Annotated in this window: 10 protein-coding genes; 6 read left to right on the top strand and 4 right to left on the bottom strand. The window is 71.9% G+C overall.

Annotation, left to right across the window (positions count from 1 at the left end):
• Positions 1–69: 69 nt before the first annotated feature.
• From leuC to FK530_RS20635, 3 genes are all read left to right on the top strand, one after another.
• Entirely contained in the window at positions 70–1,503 is a 1,434-nt protein-coding gene (gene leuC / locus FK530_RS20625) for a 3-isopropylmalate dehydratase large subunit (RefSeq protein ID WP_146488849.1), read from the top strand.
• A 29-nt stretch (positions 1,504–1,532) separates the two neighbouring features.
• On the top strand, positions 1,533–2,120 hold the full coding sequence (leuD, locus tag FK530_RS20630; RefSeq protein ID WP_146488850.1) for a 3-isopropylmalate dehydratase small subunit: 588 nt from the start codon (positions 1,533–1,535) through the stop codon (positions 2,118–2,120).
• A gap of 169 nt (positions 2,121–2,289) precedes the next feature.
• Positions 2,290–3,000, top strand: a complete 711-nt coding sequence (locus tag FK530_RS20635; protein WP_146488851.1) for an HU family DNA-binding protein — start codon at positions 2,290–2,292, stop codon at positions 2,998–3,000.
• A gap of 34 nt (positions 3,001–3,034) precedes the next feature.
• Here the strand turns inward: FK530_RS20635 and FK530_RS20640 are convergent, their stop codons facing one another.
• Genes FK530_RS20640 through cofC form a run of 3 tightly spaced genes read right to left on the bottom strand, consistent with a single transcriptional unit; the run spans position 3,035 to position 6,875 of the window.
• Positions 3,035–3,982, bottom strand: a complete 948-nt coding sequence (locus FK530_RS20640; RefSeq protein WP_146488852.1) for an NUDIX hydrolase — start codon at positions 3,980–3,982, stop codon at positions 3,035–3,037.
• Positions 3,979–6,114 carry an RNA degradosome polyphosphate kinase gene (locus tag FK530_RS20645; protein ID WP_231706736.1) on the bottom strand — a complete coding sequence of 712 codons (2,136 nt, stop codon included), beginning with the start codon at positions 6,112–6,114 and terminating at the stop codon, positions 3,979–3,981. The genes FK530_RS20640 and FK530_RS20645 overlap by 4 nt, the downstream gene beginning before the upstream one ends.
• A 59-nt stretch (positions 6,115–6,173) precedes the next feature.
• On the bottom strand, positions 6,174–6,875 hold the full coding sequence (gene cofC, locus FK530_RS20650) for a 2-phospho-L-lactate guanylyltransferase (RefSeq protein ID WP_146488854.1): 702 nt from the start codon (positions 6,873–6,875) through the stop codon (positions 6,174–6,176).
• Between the two features lie 111 nt (positions 6,876–6,986).
• Between cofC and FK530_RS20655 the strand changes: the two genes are divergently transcribed.
• Both FK530_RS20655 and FK530_RS20660 read left to right on the top strand, forming a co-directional pair.
• Complete coding sequence (locus FK530_RS20655) at positions 6,987–8,018, top strand: NAD(P)H-dependent glycerol-3-phosphate dehydrogenase (RefSeq protein WP_146488855.1); 1,032 nt, start codon at positions 6,987–6,989, stop codon at positions 8,016–8,018.
• A 66-nt stretch (positions 8,019–8,084) separates the two neighbouring features.
• Entirely contained in the window at positions 8,085–9,170 is a 1,086-nt protein-coding gene (locus FK530_RS20660) for a D-alanine--D-alanine ligase family protein (RefSeq protein ID WP_146488856.1), read from the top strand.
• A gap of 18 nt (positions 9,171–9,188) precedes the next feature.
• Here FK530_RS20660 and FK530_RS20665 read toward each other — a convergent pair whose 3' ends face one another.
• Complete coding sequence (locus FK530_RS20665; RefSeq protein ID WP_158645162.1) at positions 9,189–9,773, bottom strand: DUF3515 domain-containing protein; 585 nt, start codon at positions 9,771–9,773, stop codon at positions 9,189–9,191.
• Positions 9,774–9,792: 19 nt separating this feature from the next.
• On the opposite strand from FK530_RS20665, the gene FK530_RS20670 reads away from it, so the two are divergent.
• A partial coding sequence (locus tag FK530_RS20670; RefSeq protein ID WP_146488858.1) for a thiamine-phosphate kinase occupies positions 9,793–10,723 on the top strand: 931 nt, incomplete at its 3' end.

The raw sequence follows: 10,723 nt of genomic DNA on the forward strand, positions 1-10,723 counted from the left end.
TCGCATGGTGGGATTCAACGCGCAGCCCGCGTCCGCCGGCGGAGGGAGATCATGGAGCAGGTGGGAATCATGCAGCCGCGCACAATGGCCGAGAAGGTCTGGGACCAGCACGTCGTCGTCAAGGGGGAGGGCGAGGGGGCCTCGCGCGAGCCCGACCTCATCTACATCGACCTGCATCTCGTGCACGAAGTGACCAGTCCGCAGGCCTTCGACGGCCTGCGTCTGGCCGGCCGGCCGGTGCGACGACCCGACCTCACGATCGCCACCGAGGATCACAACGTGCCCACCGACACGCTGGTCCAACCCATCGCCGACGAGGTCTCCCGCACGCAGGTCGAGACGCTGCGCCGCAACTGCGCCGAGTTCGGCGTCCGGCTGCACTCCATGGGCGACGGCGAGCAGGGCATCGTCCACGTGATGGGACCGCAGCTGGGACTGACCCAGCCGGGCATGACCGTCGTCTGCGGCGACAGTCACACCTCCACGCACGGGGCCTTCGGCGCCATCGCCATGGGGATCGGCACCTCCGAGGTCGAGCACGTCCTGGCGACGCAGACGCTGCCGCTCAAGCCCTTCAAGACCATGGCGATCAACGTCTCCGGCGAACTGCAGCCGGGCGTCACCTCCAAGGACCTGATCCTGGCGATCATCGCCAAGATCGGGACCGGCGGTGGCCAGGGATACGTGCTCGAGTACCGCGGCAGCGCCATCGAGAAGCTCTCGATGGAGGCCCGGATGACCATCTGCAACATGTCGATCGAGGCGGGTGCCCGCGCAGGCATGATCGCGCCCGACCGGATCACCTACGACTACATCCAAGGGCGGGAGCACGCGCCGAAGGGTGCGGACTGGGACGCGGCGATCGAGGCCTGGGACGCGCTCCGCACCGATGAGGGCGCGACCTTCGATGCCGAGGTCGACATCGACGGCAGCGCGCTGACCCCCTTCGTTACCTGGGGCACCAACCCCGGCCAGGGAGCCCCGCTGAGCGCCTCCGTGCCCGACCCGGAGTCCTTCGGCTCGGACGGCGAGAAGGAGACCGCCGCGAAGGCCCTGGAGTACATGGGTCTCGAGGCGGGCACCCCGCTGCGCGACATCGCGGTGGACGCCGTCTTCGTCGGCTCCTGCACCAACGGCCGGATCGAGGATCTGCGCGCCGTCGCCGAGATCCTGCGCGGCCGCAAGGTGGCCGACGGGGTCCGGATGCTGGTCGTCCCCGGTTCGATGCGCGTCCGCGCCCAGGCCGAGGAGGAAGGGCTGGGCCGGGTGTTCCTCGACGCCGGAGCCGAGTGGCGCCAGGCGGGATGCTCGATGTGTCTGGGAATGAACCCCGATCAGCTCGCCGCGGGCGAGCGCTCCGCCTCCACGTCGAACCGCAACTTCGAGGGGCGGCAGGGCAAGGGCAGTCGCACGCATCTGGTCTCGCCGGCGGTCGCCGCCGCGACGGCCGTGCGCGGCACCCTCTCGGCCCCGGCCGATCTGGCCCCCGTCGCCGGCGCGTAGCGCCCATCGCAGCACAAGGAGAGAAGAAGATGGAAGCCATCGTCACCCATACCGGCATCGGCGTGCCGCTGCGCCGCACCAACGTCGACACCGACCAGATCATCCCCGCGGTCTACCTCAAGCGCGTGACCCGCACCGGATTCGAGGACGGCCTGTTCTCGGCCTGGCGTGCCGATCCGAACTTCATCCTCAACACCCCGCCCTACGACCGCGGCTCGGTGCTGGTCGCCGGACCGGACTTCGGCACCGGGAGCTCGCGCGAGCATGCCGTCTGGGCGCTGATGGACTACGGCTTCCGGGTGGTCATCTCGTCGCGGTTCGCGGACATCTTCCGCGGCAATTCGGGCAAGGCGGGCCTCGTGGCCGCTCTCGTCGAGCAGGAGAACGTCGAGCTGCTCTGGAAGGCCCTCGAGAACGAGCCCGGACTGGAGATCACCGTCGACCTGGAGGGCAGGACGGTGACCGCCGGGGACTTGGTAGTGCCCTTCACGATCGATGACCCGGTCCGACACCGCCTGATGGCGGGTCTGGACGACATCGGCATCACTCTGCAGCAGGACGAGGCGATCACGGATTTCGAAAACCGCAGGCCCGCATACAAACCCGTCACGCTGTAGCGTCGTGACCCGCCCGTGGCGGCGCCGGATCGAACCGGTGCCGCCACTTGTCATTCCGACACACCTTCGATCAAATCTGGCGTGGCTCTTGGATTGAATGCAATTGTGCGTTTACGGTGTCCCTAGTTGGCTCAGCGGTGAGCCTCCGACCACAGAGGGAAGATCGTCCATGAACAAGGCAGAACTGATCGAGGCGCTCACCGAGAAGCTGGGCACCGACCGCCGGACCGCCGGCGCCGCCGTCGAGGCGATCGTGGACACGATCGTCCGTGCCGTCCACTCCGGTGAGTCCGTCACCATCACGGGGTTCGGTGTCTTCGAGCAGCGCAAGCGCGCCGCCCGTGTGGCCCGCAACCCCCGCACCGGCGAGACCGTGAAGGTCAAGCCCACCTCCGTTCCCGCGTTCCGTCCCGGTGCCCAGTTCAAGGCCGTGATCTCCGGTTCGGCCAAGCTGCCGGCCTCGGGCCCCGCGGTGCGCCGCAGCTCGGCCACGGCCGCACCCGCCAAGAAGACGGCGGCCAAGAAGGCGCCCGCGAAGGCCGCCAAGGCGACCGCTACCAAGGCCGCCGCGAAGAAGGCGCCGGCGAAGGCGACCAAGGCCGCCCCCGCGAAGAAGGCCGCGACCAAGGCGCCCGCCAAGAAGGCGGCGACCAAGGCTCCCGCCAAGAAGGCCGCGACCAAGGCTCCCGCCAAGAAGGCACCGGCGAAGACCACGCCGGCGAAGAAGGCCGCGACCAAGGCTCCCGCGAAGAAGGCGGCGACCAAGGCGCCCGCCAAGAAGGCTGCGACCAAGGCGCCCGCCAAGAAGGCGGCGACCAAGGCGCCCGCGAAGAAGGCACCGGCCAAGAAGGCTCCCGCCAAGAAGGCCGCCAAGAAGTAGTCCGACCCCGTCGGGCCCGCTGCCCCTGGACGCCTCAGTGCTCCAGGGGCAGCGGGCTGTCGATGTGGTCCATGGTCAGCAGGCGCCCACGATCAGTGGTCAGCACCCAGACGCTGGCCTTGCGGTTGCGGGCCGCCGGGAGGCGCACGTCGTCCGCCCCGGCCCACCACGCGGTGAGGTCGGGGATGACCCCGCCCTGACTGCACACGACCGGCACGGTGCCCGATTCCTCGCCCGTCCGCGCGATCTCGCGGATCCGGCGGTGTGCGGCCGCCGGATCGCGGGCGTAGGCCGTCTCCGACATCGTCGGCTCTTCCACCAGGGGCAGGCCCGTCTCGGCGGCCAGGGGCTCCAGGGTCTGCGTGCACCGCACCGGCGGCGCGGAGAGCAGGCGCCCGGGCCCGAAGGCCGACAGCAGGTCCACCAGCGCCTCCGCCTGGGCCCTCCCGTTGCGGTCCAGCGGGCGCGCGAGGTCGTCCCCCTGGTAGCCCTGCTTCCGGCCGGCCTTGGCGTGGCGGACGATGAGCATCGTCGCGGTGGACCGCGGCTGCGCGCCGAAGGCCCGCAGGATCCGCCGGTCGATCGGATAGCTCAGCAGCGCCGTGGCCGCCGGCACGGGCAGCCAGCGCAACTCGTCGGTCTCCTCATTGGGGGCGAAGACGCCCGAACCCGCGAGGGCGGACCAGTACCCGACGCGTTTGCGCACGGTCGCCCCGCCCGCGCCGTGCCGTTTGCGCCGAGGCACGTCGTAGGAGACCTGACCGACCGAGCGCACGAACCGGGCCGAGAAGCCCGTCTCCTCGACCACTTCCCGCAGGCCCGCCACGACGGGGTTCTCGTCGGGCTCCACGTGGCCCTTGGGCAGGGACCAGTCGTCGTACCGGGGCCGGTGCACCACAGCCACCTCGGGGCCGTCCGGGGCGGGACGCCAGAGCACGCCCCCGGAGGCGCGGACGACCGCGCCCTCGCCTCCGCCGCTCACCGCTGGCTCGCGCGGTGCGCGCGCATCAGTTCCCGCTGGTGATCCCGCACGCTCTCGCCCGGGACCGGGGAGGCGTTCCAGTTGCCGTCACCGTCGAGCACCCAGCAGCGGGTCGCGGGATCGAGTGCGGAGTCGAACATCTCGCCCAGCTGCCGCGCAAGGCGCGGATCCTTCACCTGCGCCATGACCTCGACGCGGCGGTCGAGATTGCGGTGCATCATGTCGGCGCTGCCGATCCAGAACTCGTCCGCGCCGCGGAAGTGCAGGATCCGGGAGTGCTCGAGGAACTGCCCGAGAATCGATCGGACGGTGATGTTCTCGCTCACCCCGGGGACTCCGGGGCGCAGGGCGCAGATGCCGCGCACCACGACCTCCACCGCCACTCCCGCCTGGCTCGCCCGGTACAGCGCGTCGATGATCTGCTCATCCACCACGGCGTTCGCCTTGAGTTGCACACCGGCGGGCTTGCCCGCACGCTGCAGCTCGATCTCCCGGTCGATCCGCTCGACGATGCCCGACCGGATGCCGTGCGGCGCCACCATCAGATTGCGGTACTCCTCCTTGCGGGAGTAGCCCGTCAGCCGGTTGAACAGGTCGGTCAGGTCCGCGCCCAGATCGGGATCGGCGGTGAACAGGCCGACGTCCTCGTACAGCCGCGCGGTCTTCGGATTGTAGTTGCCGGTGCCGATGTGGCAGTAGCGACGGATCGTCGAGCCCTCGCGCCGGACCACCAGGCAGGTCTTGCAGTGCGTCTTGAGGCCGACCAGACCGTAGACCACGTGCACGCCGGCCTGCTCCAGCTTCCGCGCCCACTTGATGTTCGCCTGCTCGTCGAAGCGCGCCTTGATCTCCACCAGAGCCACGACCTGCTTGCCGGCCTCGGCCGCATCGATCAGCGCATCGACGATCGGCGAATCGCCCGACGTGCGGTACAGGGTCTGCTTGATCGCCAGCACGTGGGGATCGGCGGCCGCCTGCTCGATGAACCGCTGCACGCTGGTCGAGAAGGAGTCGTAAGGGTGGTGCACGAGCACGTCGCCCTCGCGGAGCGTGGAGAAGACGCTCTTCGGGGTCTCCCGCTCGCCGAACGCCGGATGGGTGACGGGGACGAAGGGCTTCTCCTTCAGGTCCGGACGGTCCACCCCGTACAACTCGAACATGCAGTTCAGATCCAGCAGTCCGGGCACCGTGATGACATCGGCCGGGTCCACGTCCATCTCGCGCAGGAGCAGGTCGAGCATGTGCTCCGACATGTCCTCCGCCACTTCCAGGCGCACCGGCGAGCCGAAGCGGCGCCGCGCGAGCTCCCGCTCGAGCGCCTGCAGCAGGTCCTCGTCGCGATCCTCCTCGACCTCGAAATCCGCGTTGCGCGTGATCCGGAAGACGTGGTGCTCGGAGACCGTCATCCCCGGGAACAGGACGTCGAGGTGCGCCGAGATCAGGTCCTCGAGGGGGAGGACTGCGTGGTCCATCCGCTCGCTGCGCACGGCGACCATGCGGGCGACGTTGTCCGGCACCTTCACCCGGGCGAAATGCTCGCCGCCCGTGGTCGAGTCCACGACCGCCACCGCCAGGTTCAGGGAGAGTCCCGAGATGTACGGGAAGGGGTGCGCGGGGTCGACCGCGAGCGGCGTGAGCACCGGGAAGACCTGCGTGTGGAAGTAGGCGGTGAGGTTCTCGCGCTCGTCCGGCGTCAGGTCCGACCAGCTGACCACGGAGATGCCCTGTGCCGCCAGCTCCGGGCGCACCGCGTCGCTGAAGACCAGGGCGTGCTTGTGCGAGAGCTCCTGGGTCCGCTGGGAGATCAGCCGCAGCTGCTCCCGGGGCGAGAGCCCGTCGGCCGAGCGGACCGACAGCCCCATCTGGTCGCGTCGCTTGAGGCCGGCCACGCGGACCATGAAGAACTCGTCGAGGTTCGAGGCGAAGATCGCCAGGAACTTCGCGCGCTCGAGCAGCGGCAGCGAGGCGTCCTCGGCCATCGCCAGCACCCGCGCGTTGAAGTCGAGCCAGCTCAGCTCCCGGTTGAGATAGCGGTCCGCGGGCAGGTCGCTGGTCACCTCGGCGGGCGCCGCGGGCGGCGCGGTCGGGATCGCCGTCGGCCGCCCCGAGGGCGGGAGGGCCGGCTCGGCCACCGCGGTGCTCGGGGTGGCCGTCGACGTCGGTTCGGCGGAGGGGGCGTCAGGCTCGGTCGTCACCGGTCCATTCTGGCGTATCGGACGCGTGTCTTCGACGTGAAGCCCCGATCGGCCGCGGCGAGCGCCGCCGTCGTGCGCTCGCCCAGGGGGCCCGTGCCGGCGAGGTCCTGTGGGGTGTCGACGTCCGTGCGCAGGCCGGGCCACGGTCCGGCGTGCCGGACGGCGCCGCCGGACAGGTGCGCCGCCGCCGAATCCGGCCCGAACGCGGGCTCCAGCTGCGTGCCCGGCGGCGCGTACAACGCCGCCGTACCGGTACCGGCGTGGTCGGGTACGAAGCCCCGTCGGGCGGCGGTCGCAGCGAGGAACGCCCCGAGCTCGGCGGCCGTGATCCCGGGCAGGTCCGCCTGCAGTGCCAGGACGGCCACGGCCGGGCCGTGCTCGGCGCGGGCCGCGCGCGCCCCGGCCGTGAGGGCCGCGTTCAACCCGCCGGGTTCGGGCTCGTCGACGGTACGCGCCCCGGCGGCCTCGGCCGCGGCGCGCACGGCCGGATCCGGTGAGACCACGTGGACCCCGATGACGCCGGGGGTCGCGGCCGCCGCTGCAAGGGTGTCGAGCAGCATCGCGAGCACCAGCCCGGGGACCGCTTCGCGCAGACCGTCTCCGGGCGCGGCGAAACGGGACTTGGCGGCGTCGAGCGACTTCACGGCGGTCACCACGGCGACGGCGGGGGATGCGGAGTCCCCGTGCGGTGAGCTCATGAGCACCAATCTAGGCGTGCCGAACCGAACCCGCCGTCTCCGGGCGGGCGATAGGCTCGCCCGGGACGGCCACGAATCCGGTGGGCGGTGCGATGCGAGGAGGGGCTCGGGATGGTCGACGTTGCGGTGATGGGGGCGGGTTCGTTCGGAACCGCGATGGCGAAGGTCTTCGCGGAGGCCACCCGCCCGGAGCCGCATCGGGTGCGCATGTGGTGCCGCCGTCAGGAGATCGCCGACCAGATCAACGAGACCCGGATCAACGCGCAGTACCTGCCCGAGGGCGTGCTTCCCGAGAACCTCTCCGCGACGCACGATCCGGAGGAGGCGATGCGCGGCGCCGGGCTCGTGGTGCTGGCCGTTCCCTCACAGTCGTTGCGCGCCAACCTGCGCGACTGGGGCCACCTGATCCCGCCCGATGTCACCGTCGTGAACCTGGCCAAGGGCATCGAGATCGGGACGCTGGACCGGATGAGCGAGGTGGTCGTCGACGCCGCGGGCATCGACCGGGATCGTCTCGCCGTGCTCACCGGGCCGAACTTCGCCAAGGAGATCGCCACGGGGCAGCCCACACTCGCCGTCGTCGCTTCCGACAACGCCGACCGCGCCTCCCGCACCCAGTACCTCGTGCGCACCGACTACTTCCGGCCCTACACCAGCGACGACGTCGTTGGCTGCGAGATCGGCGGCGCCACGAAGAACGTCATCGCCCTCGTCTGCGGCATCGCGTCCGGGATCAACCTGGGGGAGAACTCGCGTGCGGCGATCATCACCCGCGGCCTCGCCGAGACACTGCGCCTCGGCACGGCGCTCGGTGCCCAGCCCCTGACGCTGGCCGGCCTCGCCGGTGTGGGCGACCTGGTCGCCACGTGCAGCTCGCCGCAGTCCCGCAACTTCAGCTTCGGTGCGCGCCTGGGCCAGGGCATGACCGTCGAGCAGGCGCAGGCCGCCGCGCACGGCCAGGTCGCGGAGGGCGCCAAGTCCTGCATCTCCATCGCGGACCTCGCCCGGCGCGTGGGCGTCGAGATGCCGCTCACCGAGGCCGTGCGCGCCGTCTGCTACGACGGGGTGCCCGTCTCCCGCGCCATGGACGACCTGCTCAATCGCGACGTCGGCGGCGAATGGCGTCCCCAGGACGTCGACTAGCCGCGCTCGCGGAGCGCAGGGGAACCCCGTGGCCCTCCGCACGGCCGACACGTAAGGTGGGCGACCGTGACGGAGCGAATCAGGGTGGCAGTGGTCTTCGGCGGGCGCAGCAGCGAGCACGCGGTCTCGTGCGTGTCGGCGGGCAGCATCCTCGCCCACCTCGATCCCGAGCGCTACCAGGTGGTCCCCGTGGGGATCACGCAGGCGGGCGCATGGGTGCTCTCCGACGGCGACGCCGACGCCCTGCGGTTCGCGGACCGCAGCCTGCCCAGCGTCCCCGAGGGGCCGACCGATCTCGCCTTCCTCCCCGGCGCCGAACTGGTGTCCGTGAACGCCGACGCCGCGGGCTCCGTGCTCGGGAGCGTCGACGTCGTCTTCCCCGTCCTGCACGGCCCCTACGGTGAGGACGGCACCCTGCAGGGACTGCTGGAGATGGTCGGCGTGCCCTACGTGGGGGCGGGCGTGCTGGCCTCCGCGGCGGGCATGGACAAGGAGTTCGCGAAGAAGCTGCTCGCCGCCGACGGCCTGCCCGTGGGCGACTTCCACGTGTTGCGCCAGCGCGACACCGAGGTCCCGTCGGACGTCCTGCACCGCCTGGGCCTGCCACTCTTCGTCAAACCCGCCCGCGGCGGCTCGTCGATCGGCATCACCCGGGTCACCGACCTGGCCGAGCTGCCCGCCGCGATCGCCGAGGCCCGCCGGTGGGACCCGAAGGTCATCATCGAGGCCGCCGTGATCGGCCGCGAGGTCGAGATCGGCGTTCTGGAGCGGCCCGACGGCAGCGTCGCCGCATCGGCGATCGCCGAGATCGAGATGGCGGCCGACGCCGAGCACGCCTTCTACGACTTCGAGACCAAGTACCTCGACGACCGCGCGCAGTACACCGTGCCGGCGAACCTCACCGAGGAGCAGGCGGCCGTGATCCGCGACCTCGCGGTGCGGGCCTTCCACGCCTTCGACTGCCAGGGACTGTCGCGGGTGGACTTCTTCCAGACGCCCGACGGTCCCGTGATCAACGAGGTCAACACCATGCCGGGCTTCACGTCGACGTCGATGTACCCGCGTATGTGGGCCGAGTCCGGGGTCGGCTACGCCGAGCTGCTCACGGTGCTCATCGAGACCGCGCTCGCCCGGGGCACCGGCCTCCGGTAGCCGTCGGGGCGGTCCGGCCTACCTTCCGAGATCGAGGGAGGCGGCCTGCAGGTGCTCGCGGATCGCATCGGAGGTGGCCTGCACTGCCGAGGTGCCGGCACCGTCGGGCACCCAGAGCGTGACGTACGGGCGATGGTCGACTGCCGTCCAGTAGCTGCCGCCGTCGGGCGCGGGCGCCCCCGCAGGGGTGGCCTGGAGCCACTGCACCCCGTTGATGATCTGCAGCTTCGCGGTCGACGTCAGGTCCGCAGGGCGGTCGGTGCCGCACCGCACCTCCACCGCACCCGCCTTCGCGCTCGTCCACCGCGCGAAGCCGGCGGGCTCGCTGTCGCCGCTGCGCCGGTAGCCGTCGAGGTCGGCGGGGAGCGCCCCGAGCAGCGCCGAACACGCCGCATCGCCCGACGCCGGCGCCGCCACCGACTTCAGGTGCCCGGCCTCGGCGGCGTCGCGGGCGTCACCCTGCTTCTGCTGCGCCAGCACGAGGAAGACGATGAAGCAGGCCACCACCGCCACCGGTAGCGCCACCGCCGTCGCGAGGAAGGCGGGGCTCCGGCGCGCCTTCGCGTCGTGGGCCGCGGTGGTCTCGTCGTCTGCATCGCTCACGTCCGATACGGTAGCCGCGATGACATCAGAGGAGCCGGACAGCCCTGCGCAGGACCGCGTGCGCACCGTGGCGGAGCTCGGGGAGGACGGCGTGATCGCGCTGGCCACCGGCGGTGTGGGGCCGGATCCGCGGGTGCCGATCGGCCCGGGCGACGACGCGGCGGTCGTCGCCGCGCCCGACGGACGGGTCGTCGTCTCCTCGGACGCGATCGTCGAGGGGCGCCACTTCCGGTTCGACCTCACGACCCCCGAGCACGTGGGCCGCCGCGCGATCGCGCAGAACGCCGCCGACATCGCGGCCATGGGAGCCGTGTGCACCGCGTTCACCGTGACGCTGGGCTGCCCGTCCGGGACCGGCGAGGACGTCGTGGCAGGCATCGCCCGCGGCACCACCCGCGGAGCCGCGGAGGCCGGCGGAGCGATCGCCGGCGGCGACGTGGTCCGCACGGAGCAGGTGCTGCTCGCCGTCACCGTGCTCGGCGACCTGCAGGGCCGGGCGCCCGTACTGCTGTCCGGTGCGCGCCCGGGCGACGTGGTCGCCGTCCGCGGCACGCTCGGTCACTCCGCGGCGGGCCTGGACGTCCTGCTGGCGGGGTACGACGGCTTCGACGGCCTGGTCGAGACCTACCGGTGCCCGGCGCCCCCGCTCCCCGCGGGGCCGCAGGCCGCCGACGCGGGCGCGACCGCGCTCACCGATGTCTCCGACGGGCTCCTCCGCGACGCGCGGGCGCTCGCCCGGGCCTCCGGCGTGACCATCGCGCTCGACGGTGCGCTGCTCGCGCCCGATGCCGAGCTGGTCGCCTGCGCCGCGGCGCTCGGCGCCGACGCCGAGCGGTGGGTTCGCACCGGCGGCGAGGACCACGCCCTGCTCGCGACCTTCCCCGCGGGGACGACGCTGCCGCCGGGCTGGCGCGCGATCGGCGCGGCGGCGGCACCAGGCGCCCTGCCCG

The sequence above is a fragment of the Tsukamurella conjunctivitidis genome (genome assembly GCF_007858475.1).
Taxonomy (GTDB): domain Bacteria; phylum Actinomycetota; class Actinomycetes; order Mycobacteriales; family Mycobacteriaceae; genus Tsukamurella; species Tsukamurella conjunctivitidis.

What these genes read in the sequence shown, in the direction of transcription:
- FK530_RS20655 (WP_146488855.1), top strand. Translation starts at nt 6,987, where the DNA reads ATGGTCGACGTTGCGGTGATGGGGGCGGGTTCGTTCGGAACCGCGATG.
- FK530_RS20635 (WP_146488851.1), top strand. Translation starts at nt 2,290, where the DNA reads ATGAACAAGGCAGAACTGATCGAGGCGCTCACCGAGAAGCTGGGCACC.
- leuD (WP_146488850.1), top strand. Translation starts at nt 1,533, where the DNA reads ATGGAAGCCATCGTCACCCATACCGGCATCGGCGTGCCGCTGCGCCGC.
- cofC (WP_146488854.1), bottom strand. Translation starts at nt 6,875, where the DNA reads ATGAGCTCACCGCACGGGGACTCCGCATCCCCCGCCGTCGCCGTGGTG.
- leuC (WP_146488849.1), top strand. Translation starts at nt 70, where the DNA reads ATGCAGCCGCGCACAATGGCCGAGAAGGTCTGGGACCAGCACGTCGTC.